A 16274-nucleotide genomic window follows, 5' to 3' on the forward strand; every position below is an offset into this window, starting at 1 on the left:
ATATAACGATTCCTGCTATTATTTTTAATACTTTCTTAGGTTTTATAGACATAAAAACTGACTTGTTATTGTGAGATTTTAGCGCCAAAATTATTAAAGAAGTACGGTTAATTAAAGGAAAACCTTTAAAAACCGACAGCGGTATCATCTCCTCGATAATCGGCACCACCTTCGTACGAGTTATCATCTAAAACAAGAATACCGTCTACAATACCTATTATAGGTGAATCTTCTTCATTAATTGAATATCCTAAGTTTTCCAGTTCACTAACAAGCTTACTATTAAATTTGTTTGGTTCCATTCGGATTTCATCTGGCAACCATTGGTGATGGAAACGAGGTGCATTTACAGCGTCTTGCATAGTCATTCCAAACTCATGAACATTTAATATAGTTTGTAAAACTGAAGTAATAATGGTTGATCCGCCCGGTGTACCAAGCGTCATGTATAACTTGCCGTTTTTTTCGACTATAGTTGGAGTCATGGAACTTAGCATACGTTTTTGAGGTTCAATTTTATTAGCTTCTGCACCAATTAGGCCGAACATATTTGGGGTTCCGGGTTTGCTACTAAAATCGTCCATTTCATTATTTAAAAAGAAGCCCAATTCTGAACAATATAATTTAGACCCATAGGCACCGTTTAGGGTTGTAGTTACAGCAATGGCATTTCCAAATTGATCGACGATAGAGTAGTGTGTGGTTTCATCGCTTTCAACAACTTGAATGTTACCATGAGAAACATGGCTTGATAATGTTGCTTTTTCAAAAGAAAAATCTGCCATTCTACCGTTTAGATAGTCTTCTTTAATTAAGGTTTCTACTGGTACATTTGCAAAATCGGGATCACCTAAATAATAACTTCTGTCGGCATAAGCGCGACGTTCTGCTTCTGTTATAACTTGAATGGTTTTTAACGAGTTTTGTCCGTGATTTTCTAAATTAAAAGGCTCAAGCATTTTCATTATTTGCGCTAAACAAACGCCGCCACTAGAAGGTGGAGCCATCGATATTACTTTTAAATCGTCGTAATTAAATGTTGTTGGTGTGCGCCATTTTGCTTCATAATTTGCCAAATCTTCTTCAGTTATAATGCCACCATTATCCTGAATAAACTTAGCTAGTATTTTTGCTGTTTCACCTTTATAAAATTCATCTTTACCATATTTTAAAATACGTTGTAAGGTATTGGCTAATTTTGGGTATTTAATCGTGTCTTTGGCTTTCCAAGGTAGATCAAATAATATAGAATCTTTATTAGCTTTTAAAAATAGCGGTTGGTACTTTTTAAATTTTGCTTCTTGTTTTTTGGTTACCACAACACCTTTTTTAGCCAATTCAATAACTGGGGTAATGATGGCTTCTATGGGTAATGAGCCTAACTTTTCATGAACCTCAAAAACACCAGCAACACTACCTGGAACACCCACAGCCATAGCGCCTAAAGTGCTTTTTTCGGGTATTACATCGCCGTTTTCGTCTAAATACATGTCTTTGGTAGCTGCCATTGGAGCTTTTTCCCTAAAATCGATAGAGCCTATTTCCCCATTAGCTTTACGGTACACCATAAAACCTCCGCCACCTAAATTACCTGCATAAGGATAAGCAACTGCCAATGCCAATTGGGTGGCGCACATAGCATCAAAAGCATTTCCGCCTTGTTTTAGAATGTCGTTTCCTATTTTAGAAGCTTCAGCACGAGCCGAAACTACCATGGCATTTTTTGTAATGAGTCCGCGTGTTACTTCAGTTTTATTATTAGCCTTTTTACATGAAAAGAAAAGGCACAGCATTAACGCTATTGTAAAACTATGTTTAATCATTCAGTTGGTGTTTTATGTGTTCTAATTTTTCTTTTGACGAGGCAATAACTTCTTCAAAGAAATCTGAGAACTCTTTTTCAAATTCAGTATAAAAAGCTTCAAGTTCAACAACAGCCTCATTCATGCTAGCACGATTTTTAGTGCGGCGGTTCATACCATCTAAAACCCTAGAAATCCCTTCAATAGAGGCATAACTTAATAGCCAATTATCTGCTAACATATAAGGCATCATTTTTTGTATTCTTACAGGCAAAACATCAAAATTTGCCTCTAACGAATCGTAGAAGGTTTCTACATATTCATCTAGAGGGACGTTGCTATATTTACTCCAGTTTTTTGCTAAAAAATGATCGTATAAAATATCTACAATAACTCCAGAATAATGGCCATATTTTTCATGCAGCCTTTTGGTGCTTAGTCTAAACGTTTTATGTGCATCTGTATAGCTATCTATATGTCTATGTAACAAGATGCCAATTTGAATTTCTTTTGGGTAAGTCTTGTATTGTTTACCTTTTATACCATCGGCAATAAAGTTTCCAATGGTTACTAAATCGTTATCACCAGATAAATAAATGTGGGCTAAGTAGTTCATTGAATAAATATATGTATTTTTGAAAGCTAAACCATAAATTTTTGAAGAAGCTTCCAAACTTAGATGCTTTGCGTTTTTTTTTAGCGTCGTTAGTTCTTATATTTCATCTTCCTAATTTATCAAGAAATCAAGGACTTCCATATTATAATGATTTACCAATATTCAATAAAGGGGTAGATGCTGTTTATACTTTTTTTGTTTTAAGTGGATTTTTAATAATAAGATTAATATATCTTCAAAAAGAAAAGGGGACTTTTTCAATACGTAATTTTTATTTAAGACGAATTTTACGAATTTTTCCATTGTATTATTTAATATTGTTTTTTGGTTTTCTGTTTTATCATGTATTATTACCATATTTTGGTGTTCCTTTCGAAACTAATTATAGTTTGACAGAAGGTCTTTTTCTTAGTGTATTCTTTTTTCCGAATATTTTTGCGTTTTCACAAGACCCAGGAGGGATATTAAAGATTTTATGGTCAATTGGCATTGAAGAACAGTTTTATTTATTAATAGCACCATTACTTTTTGTTCTAAAAAAAACTAAGATATTAAAGGTGTTAGTTGGCATTACTCTTTTATATTTTATAGTGTTTCATTTACCTAGTAGTGCGTATTTGCGAAACCATTTTTTTGTTTATTTTTACTTGCTTTCAGGAGGTATTATCGCTATTTTAGAAGAGAAGAAAAAGTTAGAATTCTTAAAAAGATCTGTAGTTATTCCTATGGTAATTGTTGGTGCTTTATTTCTGTATTTTTTTACAAATATTTTTCGATTTGAAGATTTATGGCTTAAAAATTTAGCATCCATAATATTGTTGTCTCTTTTTATACATGCCATAAGTTGTAATAATTTTGGGTTTGAAATAAAAAATAAAACTTTAAATTATTTAGGGCAAATATCATATGGTATATACATGTACCACGTAATAGTACTTAATGCTGTAGTTTTCTTGTTTTTAAAACTAAAAGAATTTGTATTATTAAGCGATATCATTACCATTATATTAATAAATATTATAACATTTGCATTAACCCTAGTATTGGCTCATCTTTCATATGCATATTTTGAAAAACAATTTTTAAAACTTAAAACTAAATTTAGATAATGACACTTATAAAATCAATTTCAGGTATTAGAGGAACCATTGGCGGACAAGTAGGCGAGAATCTTACTCCAATTGACGCTGTTAAATTTGCATCGGCTTATGGTGTGTGGTTAAAACAACAACGCCAAAAAGAAAACTACAAAGTTGTAGTTGGTAGAGATGCCCGTATTTCTGGTAAAATGATTCAAAACTTAGTCATGAATACCTTAATAGGTTTAGGTATTGATGTTGTAGATGTTGGACTTTCTACAACACCAACCGTAGAAGTGGCGGTACCAATGGAACATGCCGATGGAGGTATAATTTTAACCGCAAGTCATAACCCAAAACAATGGAATGCCTTAAAATTATTAAACGAAAAAGGTGAGTTTTTAGATGCCGTTGAGGGTGCTAAAATTCTTGACATTGCAGAAAGCGATACTATGGAATTTGCCGATGTTGATAGCCTAGGAAAAATAACAAAAAACAAAGCATACATAGATTTACATATTATTGAAGTTCTAGATTTAGATCTTGTAAATGTACCAGCCATTGAAGAAGCAAACTTTAAAGTGGTTGTAGATGGTGTAAACTCAACAGGAGGTATTGCCATTCCGTTGCTTTTAGAGCGTTTAGGAGTAGAAGTTGTTAAGCTATATTGTGAGCCAAACGGACACTTTCCACATAATCCAGAACCTTTAAAAGAACATTTAACAGACCTGTCTGCCGAAGTTAAAAAGCATAATGCCGATTTTGGTATCGTGGTTGATCCAGATGTAGACCGTTTAGCCTTCATGGACGAAAACGGCGATATGTTTGGCGAAGAATATACCCTTGTGGCCTGCGCAGATTACGTATTAGGCATAACACCAGGAAATACGGTAAGTAACATGAGCTCAACAAGAGCCTTACGCGACGTAACCGAAAAACATGGTGGCATGTATGAAGCAAGTGCAGTTGGCGAGGTAAACGTGGTGAATTTAATGAAGAAAAACAAAGTTGTTATTGGTGGCGAAGGTAACGGAGGTATTATATACCCAGATGCGCATTACGGACGTGACGCTTTGGTTGGTGTAGCATTATTTTTAAGCTTATTAGCGGATAGAAAAACAAGTGTAAGTGAACTTCGAAAAACCTACCCAAGCTATTTTATGGGTAAAAAGAAAATACAATTAACACCAGGTCTCGATGTTGATGGCATTCTTAAAGCCATGGTAGAGCGTTACCAAAACGAGCAATTAACCACTATCGATGGAGTTAAAATAGATTTCTCAGAGAGTTGGGTACACTTACGTAAAAGTAACACAGAACCAATTATTAGAATATATACAGAAGCAAAATCGCAAGAAGAAGCCGATGCTTTAGGCGATAAGTTTATAGCAGAAATTGGTGAAATTGCAGGGATTTAGATTTTTTATTAGAAGCTATTCCCGCTTTTTCGCTATATCTTTTTTAAACCACGTTATTACTAAAATCAAGTAACGTGGTTTTTTTATAAGGTTTAGTTAAATACACAATTTCAGTTTTTATAAGGTTAAAAAAGGATTAGCCTGTAATGAGCTCAGTCGAAAGGCTTCAATCGGGGCTAACCTTTCCGCGAAGGTTATAAATACTTTTAAAAGCAGGTATCTCATCCTCAAAAAAAATTACTTCTAATATTTAAGTTAAATAACAAAGACAGAAACACCTAAATATTAACCTAATAGATTTGTTTTTCATTAAATAATATCAAGTAAAAACCATTTTCTGATAAGAATTTATTCACCAAAAAGCCAATTTGCTATTTTATATTTAAAATAGTTATATTGTGCAGTATTAAAAAGACACTTTAAAACCTTACAAATTCTCTCCTTTAGAGAGATTAGGAGAAACTTTATGAAAAAAATAGCATTACACTGGAAGATTATTATAGGAATGGTTTTAGGAATCATTTTTGGTTTTATAATGAACACTGTTGATGGCGGAAAAGGATTCGTAGCCGATTGGGTTGCGCCTTTCGGAACCATTTTCATAAACCTACTTAAGTTAATTGCTGTGCCTTTAATTCTGGCGTCATTAATAAAAGGTATTTCAGATTTAAAGGATATTTCTAAAATAAAATCTATGGGTTTACGTACCATAGGTATTTATGTAGCAACCACTTTAGTAGCTATTGTTATTGGTTTAAGCATTGTAAATATTGTTAAACCAGGAAAAGGTATGCCTCAAGATACCATCGAAAAAATTAAGCTTAAGTATGAAAACGATGCAGGTGTAACCGATAAATTAATGAAAGCGTCTGCACAAAAAGAAGCGGGTCCGTTACAAGCCTTAGTCGATATTTTTCCAAGTAATATTTTTAAATCCTTTGCCGAAGCCTCTATGCTTCAAGTTATTTTCTTTGCCATTTTTGTTGGTATTTGCTTGCTTTTAATTGGTGATAAAAAGGCAAAACCATTAATAGACTTCTTTGATTCTTTAAACGAAGTAGTAATGAAAATGGTAGATTTAATCATGCTTTTTGCGCCATACGCTGTATTTGCCTTATTAGCAAATGTTATTATAGCTTTCGATGATGTAGAAATTTTAATCAAACTTTTATATTATGCATTCTGCGTAGTAGGTGGCTTAATTTTAATGATTGGGTTCTACTTAATTTTGGTGAGCGTGTATACCAAAAAGTCGCCTATGTGGTTTTTACAACAAATAAGTCCTGCGCAGTTATTAGCGTTTTCTACCAGTAGTAGTGCGGCAACACTTCCTGTTACCATGGAGCGTGTTGAGGAGCATTTAGGGGTCGATAAAGAAGTTTCTGGTTTTGTATTGCCTGTTGGTGCCACTGTAAATATGGATGGAACTAGTTTGTATCAAGGAATTGCTGCGGTTTTTATCATGCAAGTTATTTGGCCAGAAGGTTTAACCTTTACCAATCAATTGGTTATTGTACTTACAGCATTATTAGCATCTATAGGAAGTGCTGCGGTACCAAGTGCAGGAATGGTTATGTTGGTAATTGTATTAGAATCTATAGGGTTTCCGGCAGAGTTATTGCCAATTGGACTAGCTCTTATTTTTGCTGTAGATAGACCTTTAGATATGTGTAGAACCGTTGTAAACGTTACTGGAGATGCTACAGTGTCTATGATTGTAGCTAAGTCTTTAGGTAAATTGCACGATCCAAAACCAAAAGAGTGGGACGATAATTATGAGGACGTCAAGTAAGCCATAATGTAAAGCTAAAATAACCCAAACTATATTTTGGTGTGTTCTAAAAATCTTTTAAATTTATATCAAACGAAATATAACTTCTAGTTTCGTATAATAAAAAAAGTATAAATGAATTCCAATGTAGCGTTAATATCGCCGGTAGTTTCTGCCGAATGGCTTAATGAACACAAAAGTGCCAACAATTTAGTTATTCTAGACGGTACAATAAATAAGGTGTTTAATGCAGATTCACAGCAGATTCCAAATTCGAGATTGTTCGAAATTAAAAAGAAGTTTAGTAATCTGGACGATCCATTTCCTAGCGCGTTTCCTGCTACCAGGCAGTTTGAAAAAGAGGCTAGGGCATTAGGGGTTAATAACGATAGTGCCATTGTTGTTTACGACGATAAGGGTATTTACTCCAGTGCACGTGTGTGGTGGCTGTTTAAGGCTTTTGGTTTTACAAACGTGGCTGTTTTAAATGGTGGGTTTCCAGCATGGAAAAAAGCAGGTTTCGCTACCGAAGCTATGAAGCATTACACAGGTGAATCAGGTGATTTTACAGCAAATTTACAGCCTAATTATATGCGATTTTTTGATGATGTAGAACAGGCTTCTAAAAATAAAACACATAAAATTATAGATGCACGTTCGGCAAGTAGGTTTAGCGGTGAAACACCAGAGCCTAGAGAGGGCTTGCGTTCTGGAACTATTCCAAACTCTGTTAATTTACCGTTTACAGACCTTTTAGAAGATGGTATATTAAAATCTAAAAAAGAATTGGCTAAGGCTTTTTACATGGTTGCAGAGCAAGACGACCCCATTATATTTTCCTGTGGTTCAGGAATTACAGCTTGTGTATTGGCATTAGGCGCCGAACTTTCGGGGTATAAAAACATTTCGGTTTACGATGGTTCTTGGACCGAGTATGGCAGTTTAAAAAAATAAATTATGGAAAAACCAAGTACATGGACTAAAGACGAATTGTTAGCTTACATTTTAATTTATATATCGCATGCCGATTTAGAAGAATCTAAAAAGGAAAAGGAATATATTTTAAGTCGGGTTGATAAAACGGTTTATAAACGTGTTAGTGCTCAATTTGAAAAGGATAACGATTACCAAAGTATTCAGAATATAATCGAAGCCGTTAAAACACATGATTATTACCGTAACGATTTAGCCGATTTGTTTGCAGATATAAAGTTAATGGCGTTTGCAGATGGCGATTTTGATGTTATGGAACAAATCATTTTTAGTCAATTGAAGAAAGTTTTGGCTATTAAGGAATAATTCAAGATTATAACAATATATAATATTAAATTATACGAAAACTGCTCGAGTTTAAATCGAACAGTTTTTTGTGTTTTAGAATGTTCTAAACTATTTGTTTTTTATCCAATCTGTTTTTAAGTAAATCAAAGCATCTTCTAAGGCCTTTTTTGAAGGTTTAGGATTAAAACCTAATACTTCTCTTGATTTAGTAATATCATAATCCTGTTTTAGTCCATAAAACATATCCAAGTAATGTCTTTGTAATAAAGGTTCTTTACCTGTAATTTTACTGCTAAATTCCATTAAACCAGCTACGGAGTACAATAAACATTTTGGTACTTTTTTGGGTGTTTTTAGTTTAAGTTCAGGATATAATTCTGAGGCTATTTTTACCGTTTCTTGTAAAGTTGTATGTTTCTCATTAGACAAAATATATCTTTCGGAGTTTCTGCCTTTTACCATTGCGTTATACGTTCCGATAGCTACATCTTTTACATCTACCCAATTTAAAGTTACATTGGTATCTACAGGTATTTCTCCATTTAGAACTTGCAATACAAGATTGTTGGAATAGCTCAATTTATAAGCTTTAGAACCAATCATAGCGGAAGGTAAAACAAGAACAGTTCTAATGCCATATTTATTTCCTAATTCTAATGCTAATTTATCAGAATCGTTTTTAGAATTATAATACCAATTTCTTCGGTCTTTATTGTATCCATTGTCTACATTGGCTGGTAACTTCGTGAAATCTAAACTAGCTACTGAACTTACATAAACGATATTCTTGACGCCACATTCTTTTGCAATATCAAACACATTTTGAGTTCCTTGCATATTATTATCATAAATTTCAGTTTTAGGATTTTTAGCCCACATACTAAAATTTGCAGCCACTGCATATAGGTTAGTAACTCCTTCAAATGCTTTTTTTAAAGATGCTCTATTAGTAATATCAGCTTGTACAACTTCACAATCTAAGCTTTTAAATGGCTCTTTGTTATTGATGTTTCTGATGGTTGTTCTTACTTTTTTATTTTCAGAAAGTAATAATCTTATCAAATTGTTTCCTAAATGTCCGTTTCCTCCTGTTACTAATGAAATTTCGTTGCTCATAATTCTTGAATTTTGTTTGAGCAAATTTCGATACCTTTTAAGAAGTTAGAAATAACATTTGTTAGAAAGCGATTTGTTTTCTGATACGACTTAGGGATTGAGGTTCCATTCCTAGAAAAGAAGCGATATTGTCAACAGATACATTTAAAGCTAATTTTGGATATTGATTTACAAATTTAAGATAACGTTCTTTTGCAGTTAAAATTTGAAAATCTTTAACACGTTCTAATTTACAACTTAAATGTTCATTGGTTACTTCTTTAACAAATACTGCCCAGAATTTAGTTTCCTTTTGTAAAATATCAAAATCAGGTTTTGAAATCTTAACTAGTCTACAATCTGTAATGGTCTCATAATAATCAAATGACGGTGTTTCGGTCATAAAACTATCTAAAGAGGTGAAAAAATCGTGTTCAGATACTAGGTGTTGTACCACAATTTTTCCATCAATATTTTGATACCCTTTTACAATTCCTGAATCTATAAAATAAATATGTCGTTCCACTTTTCCTGCGTTTAAAAGAATAGTTTGAGCCGGCACCTCTTCAATAACTATATGTTTTTTAATTAATTCAATATCTTTTTTTGTTAAAGAAATTCTTGGTTGTATATAGTTTATTAAATTTTGCATTTTAAAATTATAATTTAATTAGCTACTTGAAAAGTATTAAAACGAAGTTAACTATTTATTCTTTCAGATTCAATTTAAAAATCAAGCCTACAAACTTATATTCCTATATCGTGGATATTTTAAAGTATATGAAAATTTATAACTCTCAGATTGGTTGGGCGAAATTGTAGTTTTCCATTTTAAAATGCCTTTTTTAGAGTTATAATCTGAAGTTCCCGTTTCAATATCATCCACTTTTATTTCTTTGTCCTCACTAACAGGAATTCTATCTAGAATTACAATATCTATGGCTGTTGGTTTGTTATTTTTTAGTTCTATTTTGTAAGCTTTTTCTATAACTTTATTATGGCCTATAAAGGTGTTTTTCTTGTAATTATTAATAGGTTTCCTTTTAATAGCTACATTAGGATCAATACCTAAAGATACCGTTAAACTATCGGTTATGGCATACGGGTTTATAGTTGTTATTCCAGAATAGCTATCTTCAAAATACACATTCACTTCACCTGGTAATAAATTATATTGTTGCCAATCACCAATTTTTGCTGTTAAAAACACATTTTCGTTTATTACGGGTGCTGCAAAATATGAAAATGTTGCAGGAACCGTGTATTTATCAATGTCGATAACGGTAATATTGCCATCACTTTCAACCGAAGTAAGTTTTTGTATTTCAAAATTTGTGTTGGTAATACCTGCTTTTATAACATCGCCGTTAAAGGTTAAGTTGCCTTTTTTTGTAGTAATTATGATAACACCATCTGATCCTCTACTACCATAAATGGCTTTAGCCGCTTCATCTTTTAGTACATCTACGCTAGCAATTCTGTCTTCATCTAATTTTTTAAATGCGTTTTCTGTACTTGTAACACCATCTATAACATACAATGGTTTGCTTTTAAACTTAAAAGTTCCAGCACCTCTAATTTTAATATTCGAACTGGTAACGCCTGCTACACTTCCTGTAAGTGCCGATGCAGCATTTGTACCATACCCAACCACGACAACTTCTTCTAGACGAGATACATCTTCTTGAAGACTTATATTAATAACACTAGAGTGTATAGATATAATTTCTGAAACATAACCTACATAGGAAATCTCTAATTGTTCTGCGCCTTGTGGCTCTATTGAAAAGTTGCCAACAAAATCTGTAGAGGTTCCAATACTTGTACCTTTTAAGATAACACTTGCCCCGGGTAAAGGCATGCCGCTTTCGTCTGTAATAGTACCTGTAATAAGGTTAACAAAAGGATTGTGTTTAAAGTCGTTTCGTTTTGTGGCATTTTCTGTGTTGTAATTGTAATTTTGGCTAACAAAATTTAAGTATTTGGTATTCATTTCAGGTTTTAAATTATTAGTGTTCGGGTCGTTTGTAGAGAGTGTTAAACTAACATTGTCCCAACGAATACCTGTATTTTGATAAACATGTGCTTTGTAATGTAAATCTATTGGTTTGTTTATATCTTTTGCCTTTAAATCGTAAATAGGAAACCAACCTGCGTTTTTAACGTTGTATCTTATAACCAAATTAAGTTGCTTGCTTGCATTAGTATGGAATTTCGCTTTTATTTCGCCAGATTGAATTTTATCATCTACATGTAATTCTTGTAGTTGTTTTTTTATGTCGCCGATTTGCTCGTTATAATCCCTATTGTTTTTTAAAGATTTATTTATAAGCGTATTTATCTCGGTAATGCGTGTTCGGTAATAGGCTGCAAATTGTTTTAGTTTTTCAAGACTTACTACTTGGTTTTCGTTACCCAGTTTTCTGTTTTCTTTTATAATATTAAGTTCTTCTTGGTAGCCAGACATAATATCTTCCTCAGCTTTAACAGCGTCCTTTAAACGTTCTATTTCGGCCTTAAGTTGGTTTATAGTTTCAGATTTATCGAGTTTAGATAAATGGTTTATGGCGTAGTTTATAGATATTATAGAGGCGTCATTTAATCCAGAAATTTGAATACTGTTTTCTAGAATGTGAGGAGAAAGTTTGGTAAACGAAAATTCGGTTGTTCCCGCCGAAAGTAAAATAGTAGCATGTCGTGTTATTTGCGCGCCATCAACAAAAACGGTTACATCTTTAATAGCCGAAGGTATTGGTTTAGGGCTGCTAGCAAAAACAAAAGAGGTAAAGCAAAGAAATAAAAAGCATAGTTGTTTCATGATTAGTGGTTTTAAGTTTCCAATAAACTTATAACCAATCAACACATAAAAAAACAAACAATGAGTTATCTATATGTATGCTTGAGTTAAATACTAATTTGAGTGAGTTTAATTTTAAAGTCTAAATATTGTAAGGCACTTTGTGTTAGATATAAATGGTAATTAAATTGTTTTCTACAACATAGGATAAGCCTTCAATCTCTACATTAGTAAGGATTCCAAAATCACAACATTCATTAGTTTTTGGTGCTGTTGTATCGTATGAGATTGTAGCAACAATTTCAGAATTTATTTGTATTTCTAAAGTGTCTGATGTGTTTTGTTTTGCTATATATAAATTGCCGTTGCTTTCGCTAATACTAAAGGGCATCACGTTTTCGGAAGCATTTTTAATCACAATGGATTCTGCTTCAATATTATCTTGAAGTATTACATTTATGTAGGTTTCGCTATCAATTAAATTAATAGTTAAATTAGGTTCTTCACATAAAACTGCAGAACAATCGGGAGTAGCATCATCTGTTTTGCAAGAAAAGCATAGGAAAACAATTAAAAGGTAGGTTAGTGTTTGCTTCATGGTTTATAGTTTATTTTAAAGATGAGAAAAACCCGGAATGGTTGCGTGTATATCTATAAATAAATTTAAGGCAAATATGCTAGTCTAAAAACCGGCTTTTCAATTCTGGTGTAGGATTCATGCAAGCGTCTTTTTTACCATACCATTTATAGCGATTTTTAGCAATAAAATCGTAAACCCAATTGCGAATAAAGTTAGGCGCAATAAGGAAAATAGCTAATATGTTAGTCGGGAAACCAAGTTTAGCGGCTACTTTTAAGGCCGCTGTGCTTTTGTAATTAATAGTGTCCTGTTCTGGGTTGTATAAAATTATAGAATCTATTAGAGAGGTATCTATATTAAATTTTTCTATAATTTTTTTACCGGTTTCACTTTGTAAAGGCGCAAACATAAATTTGCTCTTTTTATCGCGTTTTATAACGTACAAAACAGAGCTATTGCAAAGGTTGCAAACGCCATCAAACAGGATTAAGTTTTTATCTTTTGGTACTTTACTATTCACGTTGTAAAGATAGTGAATATGCTATAAGAACTTATATTTATGCTAAGCTTCAAATTTGTAGTGTTCAGCTATCACTAAATCAGGTGTTTAATAGTTTTGTGCGACTATTTATGCTCTGTCTTAACTTCATACAAAATAACCTGTGCTGTTTTCTCGTAATCGGCATTCCAACCATAATAATTACCGGTTTTAAAGTAGTTTTCATGACCGTAACCATTACCAACATAATCGTAAATTAAGGTGTAATCGGTATTAATACCTTTAGCCTCGCAAACCAAACCATAGTAGAATTTTCCGTTTTCAATTTTAATTTTAAAGGTAAAAATTTCGTTATCTACTTTACCAACGTTCAATTTTTCATCGAATGCACTTGTCCATGGTTCTCCATTATCTGGTTTGGTATAATAATCTATTTGAATTTCGCCGCTATTCCATCTAATTTTAACGGTTGCAGGCGAGCCCTCTAAACCATCAGTTTCTTTACCATGAATTTGAGCAACAATGGTTCTACCATTACCTTCAACATAATCAACTTTTAAAGTACTTTCTAGTATGTGTGTGCCTGTAGACATAGACCAATTATCGGTGGTCGATTGGTTTCCTCTCCAAAACTCACGTAATTCTGTTCTGCAATATTTACCGTTAAGTTCAGATTTTCCGGAGGTTGTAAACCCCGTAAATTTGGTAAATAGGGTGTAGCTGCCATCGTCATTTTTATAGAAATATTTAGATTGGGCGGTAGTTAGGGTATTGTTTTCAATGGCTTCGTAAAAAATAGAAGTTGCTTTACCATCCCCATTATCTAATGGTACAGATAAGTACCAATTTTTCCATGTAATTTTAGAGGTTTCTTCGGTTGGAGTTTCTTCTTCCTCTTCTTCTTCAATATCAATAATTTCTTTTTCTATCTCTTCAACTTCCGTAATGTCTTCGTTATTAGAAGAACTGCAAGAAAAAATTAAAGCATTGCTTATTATAAAGAAGAATAGGATTTGTTTCATTTCACAAGTTTTACAATTGGTTAACCAATTTAATTATGTAAAAATAAGTAAAATTTTAAGAAGATGTATTTTTATTGAAAAGGCTTACTTTTTAACAGCTTCAACAAGTTCCAATTGATCTAGGCTAACATTGGTTGTAAACATCCCGTAATTAACAACGGCTTTGTTTTTTTCTATTTTATCAATAGTACCAATGGCGCGACCATCTTCCATTCTTACACGGTCTCCAATACGAATAATGGCTTTTGGTTTAGGCGCTTCAATAGCTTGTTGTTTTGCTATTTTTTTCTTTTTCCTAATAACTTCAACTTTCTTTTCTGCTTCTTGTTTTACTTGGTTTTCTTTAGCTTTTATAGCTTTCTTTTGTTTGGCTGTAACTTTTTTACGTTTCGAGTTTTCAATCTGTACGACTTTAAAAAGCTCGTCCATTAAGGCCTTTTTCTGCTTATTGGTGAAATATTTTTCAGCAATATCATTTACTTTTTGTCCTAAGTAAATTAAGCGCTGGTTGCTATCGTATAACTCTTGATAGCTTTCTAGTTTTTTCTGAATCTTGTTATTAATTTCTTCAAGTTTATCGGCTTCTTCAAGCTTCTTTTTCTCGTTTTGTTTTAGCGATTGCCCTGTTTTCTCAAGTTTAGAACGTTCTTTTTGTAATTTAGCAATAGTAGCATCAAAACGTACTTTGCTGCGCTCAATTTTCTTTTTAGCACGATTTATTAAACTATACGGAATACCGTTTTTTTGTGCAACTTCAAATGTAAAACTACTTCCGGCTTGACCGATAACCAATTTAAAAAGCGGTTCTAAACTACGTTCATCAAAAAGCATATTAGCATTAAGCATAAATGGCAATTCATTAGCTAATATTTTTAAGTTGGAGTAATGTGTGGTAATAATGCCGTAAGCTTCACGGTGGTAAAACTCCTCCAAAAACGTTTCGGCCAAAGCACCACCAAGTTCAGGATCACTTCCTGTTCCAAATTCATCAATTAAAAAGAGTGTATTTTTATTACACTTTCTTAAAAAGTAATTCATTTGTTTTAATCGGTAACTATAGGTACTTAAATGGTTTTCAATAGATTGGTTGTCACCAATATCACTTAAAATTCTATCAAACAAACAGACTTTACTGCGCTCATGTACCGGAATAAGCATCCCACTTTGTAGCATAACTTGCAGTAACCCCACGGTTTTTAATGTAATACTCTTTCCGCCGGCATTGGGACCAGAAATAACAATTATTCGGCTGTCATTTTTTAATTCTATAGTCTGTGGAAATGTTTTTTCTTTCTTCTCTAAATTGTTTAAATAGAGTAGTGGGTGGTATGCATCTCGTAAAAACAGACTTCTCTCTTCCGAAAATTCAGGAAGAATACCATTCATAGATTTGGCGTATTTCGCTTTCGCGGAAATAACATCTATATCAATCAAGAAGTTCTGGTAGTCTTTTAATAATGGTAAAAACGGACGAATAAAATCGGTGACTTCTTTTAAAATACGAACAACTTCTTCTGATTCTTCATACTCTAAATTATTAAGTTCTCTGCTGTATCTTAAGGTGGTTTCTGGTTCTATGTAAACAATACTTCCTGTTTTACTGCCTCCCATTATGGAGCCTTTAACTTTACGTCTATACATCGCTTTTACAGCTAGTACGCGCTTGTTATCTACAACAGATTCTCTAATGTCATCTAAATACTCTAAAGCATGATAGGTGTTTAAAGCACTAGTAAAACTAGCGTTTATTTTACCTTTTATGTTATTTATAGATTGTCTTAAATCGAAAAGTAAGCTGGAAGCGTTGTCTTTTATATCTCCAAAACGATCTACAATACCATCTACTTTTTCTATTAGAATTTTGGTTACCTCAATATGCGAAGCGAAGGCATTTAAATTAGGGTAGTACTCTGCAAACTTTTTTAAGAAAACTACAATTTCATTTACCGTAATAGACATGGCCACGATTTTTTTTAAGCCATGTACTTCTAGAAATGTGTTTTCTATATTAAGTAACTTAATTTCTTTGGTAATGGTATCGAAACCATGGTTTGGTATGCGGTTATCGTTATAAAATGACGATACGTATTCATTGGTTAAACTTAAGGCTATTTGTAACTCTTCTTTGGTTTTAAAAGGCAAAATTTCCAATGCTTTTTCGTGCCCAAGAGGTGTAATACAAAGTTCGCTAACTTGCTGTAAAACCGTTTGAAATTCTAAATCTTGTAATGTTTTTTCGTGAATGTGAATCATTCCTAAATATGTAACTCGTTTTGTTGGTGTAAAAATAGCTTTTTTGAAGCATTTAGTGGCG

14 protein-coding genes are annotated in these 16274 nt (G+C 32.8%); 5 read left to right on the forward strand and 9 right to left on the reverse strand.

What is annotated here, in order from left to right:
- Nucleotides 1-125: 125 nt before the first annotated feature.
- Together ggt and HNQ90_RS08060 are read right to left on the reverse strand one after the other, a co-directional pair.
- On the reverse strand, nucleotides 126-1823 hold the full coding sequence (gene ggt / locus HNQ90_RS08055) for a gamma-glutamyltransferase (RefSeq protein ID WP_172625843.1): 1698 nt from the start codon (nucleotides 1821-1823) through the stop codon (nucleotides 126-128).
- Nucleotides 1816-2418: an acyl carrier protein phosphodiesterase gene (locus HNQ90_RS08060; protein WP_144116032.1), complete on the reverse strand. Its 603-nt coding sequence runs from the start codon at nucleotides 2416-2418 to the stop codon at nucleotides 1816-1818. Before HNQ90_RS08060 ends, ggt begins: the two co-directional genes overlap by 8 nt.
- Nucleotides 2419-2459: 41 nt before the next feature.
- On the opposite strand from HNQ90_RS08060, the gene HNQ90_RS08065 reads away from it, so the two are divergent.
- The 5 genes from HNQ90_RS08065 to HNQ90_RS08085 all read left to right on the forward strand — a co-directional run bounded on the left by HNQ90_RS08065 (nucleotide 2460) and on the right by HNQ90_RS08085 (nucleotide 7985).
- Nucleotides 2460-3527 (forward strand): acyltransferase family protein, encoded by a 1068-nt coding sequence (locus HNQ90_RS08065; RefSeq protein WP_144116031.1) that lies wholly within the window; start codon nucleotides 2460-2462, stop codon nucleotides 3525-3527.
- A complete protein-coding gene (gene glmM, locus HNQ90_RS08070; RefSeq protein ID WP_144116030.1) occupies nucleotides 3527-4915 on the forward strand; it encodes a phosphoglucosamine mutase in 1389 nt (462 codons plus the stop codon). The genes HNQ90_RS08065 and glmM overlap by 1 nt, the downstream gene beginning before the upstream one ends.
- A gap of 466 nt (nucleotides 4916-5381) precedes the next feature.
- Nucleotides 5382-6707, forward strand: coding sequence for a dicarboxylate/amino acid:cation symporter (locus tag HNQ90_RS08075; protein WP_144116029.1), 1326 nt, complete (start codon nucleotides 5382-5384; stop codon nucleotides 6705-6707).
- 114 nt (nucleotides 6708-6821) lie between these two features.
- A complete protein-coding gene (locus HNQ90_RS08080; protein ID WP_144116028.1) occupies nucleotides 6822-7640 on the forward strand; it encodes a sulfurtransferase in 819 nt (272 codons plus the stop codon).
- A gap of 3 nt (nucleotides 7641-7643) precedes the next feature.
- On the forward strand, nucleotides 7644-7985 hold the full coding sequence (locus HNQ90_RS08085) for a hypothetical protein (RefSeq protein ID WP_144116027.1): 342 nt from the start codon (nucleotides 7644-7646) through the stop codon (nucleotides 7983-7985).
- Between the two features lie 90 nt (nucleotides 7986-8075).
- Here the strand turns inward: HNQ90_RS08085 and HNQ90_RS08090 are convergent, their stop codons facing one another.
- The 7 genes from HNQ90_RS08090 to HNQ90_RS08120 all read right to left on the reverse strand — a co-directional run bounded on the left by HNQ90_RS08090 (nucleotide 8076) and on the right by HNQ90_RS08120 (nucleotide 16213).
- Entirely contained in the window at nucleotides 8076-9083 is a 1008-nt protein-coding gene (locus HNQ90_RS08090; RefSeq protein WP_144116026.1) for an NAD-dependent epimerase/dehydratase family protein, read from the reverse strand.
- Nucleotides 9084-9144: 61 nt separating this feature from the next.
- Nucleotides 9145-9714 (reverse strand): Crp/Fnr family transcriptional regulator, encoded by a 570-nt coding sequence (locus tag HNQ90_RS08095; RefSeq protein WP_144116025.1) that lies wholly within the window; start codon nucleotides 9712-9714, stop codon nucleotides 9145-9147.
- Nucleotides 9715-9801: 87 nt separating this feature from the next.
- Entirely contained in the window at nucleotides 9802-11880 is a 2079-nt protein-coding gene (locus HNQ90_RS08100; RefSeq protein WP_144116024.1) for a mucoidy inhibitor MuiA family protein, read from the reverse strand.
- A 145-nt stretch (nucleotides 11881-12025) separates the two neighbouring features.
- Nucleotides 12026-12457, reverse strand: a complete 432-nt coding sequence (locus HNQ90_RS08105; protein ID WP_144116023.1) for a hypothetical protein — start codon at nucleotides 12455-12457, stop codon at nucleotides 12026-12028.
- Between the two features lie 79 nt (nucleotides 12458-12536).
- On the reverse strand, nucleotides 12537-12959 hold the full coding sequence (locus HNQ90_RS08110; protein ID WP_144116022.1) for a thiol-disulfide oxidoreductase DCC family protein: 423 nt from the start codon (nucleotides 12957-12959) through the stop codon (nucleotides 12537-12539).
- A 104-nt stretch (nucleotides 12960-13063) separates the two neighbouring features.
- A complete protein-coding gene (locus tag HNQ90_RS08115) occupies nucleotides 13064-13960 on the reverse strand; it encodes a polysaccharide lyase family 7 protein (protein ID WP_144116021.1) in 897 nt (298 codons plus the stop codon).
- A gap of 84 nt (nucleotides 13961-14044) precedes the next feature.
- Nucleotides 14045-16213 (reverse strand): endonuclease MutS2, encoded by a 2169-nt coding sequence (locus tag HNQ90_RS08120; protein ID WP_144116020.1) that lies wholly within the window; start codon nucleotides 16211-16213, stop codon nucleotides 14045-14047.
- Nucleotides 16214-16274: the final 61 nt, after the last annotated feature.

It is taken from the genome of Algibacter amylolyticus, from assembly GCF_014202225.1.
In the GTDB taxonomy this organism is placed as follows: Bacteria; Bacteroidota; Bacteroidia; order Flavobacteriales; family Flavobacteriaceae; genus Algibacter_B; species Algibacter_B amylolyticus.

What these genes read in the sequence shown, in the direction of transcription:
- ggt (WP_172625843.1), bottom strand. Translation starts at nt 1,823, where the DNA reads ATGATTAAACATAGTTTTACAATAGCGTTAATGCTGTGCCTTTTCTTT.
- HNQ90_RS08060 (WP_144116032.1), bottom strand. Translation starts at nt 2,418, where the DNA reads ATGAACTACTTAGCCCACATTTATTTATCTGGTGATAACGATTTAGTA.
- glmM (WP_144116030.1), top strand. Translation starts at nt 3,527, where the DNA reads ATGACACTTATAAAATCAATTTCAGGTATTAGAGGAACCATTGGCGGA.
- HNQ90_RS08075 (WP_144116029.1), top strand. Translation starts at nt 5,382, where the DNA reads ATGAAAAAAATAGCATTACACTGGAAGATTATTATAGGAATGGTTTTA.
- HNQ90_RS08080 (WP_144116028.1), top strand. Translation starts at nt 6,822, where the DNA reads ATGAATTCCAATGTAGCGTTAATATCGCCGGTAGTTTCTGCCGAATGG.
- HNQ90_RS08085 (WP_144116027.1), top strand. Translation starts at nt 7,644, where the DNA reads ATGGAAAAACCAAGTACATGGACTAAAGACGAATTGTTAGCTTACATT.
- HNQ90_RS08090 (WP_144116026.1), bottom strand. Translation starts at nt 9,083, where the DNA reads ATGAGCAACGAAATTTCATTAGTAACAGGAGGAAACGGACATTTAGGA.
- HNQ90_RS08095 (WP_144116025.1), bottom strand. Translation starts at nt 9,714, where the DNA reads ATGCAAAATTTAATAAACTATATACAACCAAGAATTTCTTTAACAAAA.
- HNQ90_RS08100 (WP_144116024.1), bottom strand. Translation starts at nt 11,880, where the DNA reads ATGAAACAACTATGCTTTTTATTTCTTTGCTTTACCTCTTTTGTTTTT.
- HNQ90_RS08105 (WP_144116023.1), bottom strand. Translation starts at nt 12,457, where the DNA reads ATGAAGCAAACACTAACCTACCTTTTAATTGTTTTCCTATGCTTTTCT.
- HNQ90_RS08115 (WP_144116021.1), bottom strand. Translation starts at nt 13,960, where the DNA reads ATGAAACAAATCCTATTCTTCTTTATAATAAGCAATGCTTTAATTTTT.
- HNQ90_RS08120 (WP_144116020.1), bottom strand. Translation starts at nt 16,213, where the DNA reads ATGATTCACATTCACGAAAAAACATTACAAGATTTAGAATTTCAAACG.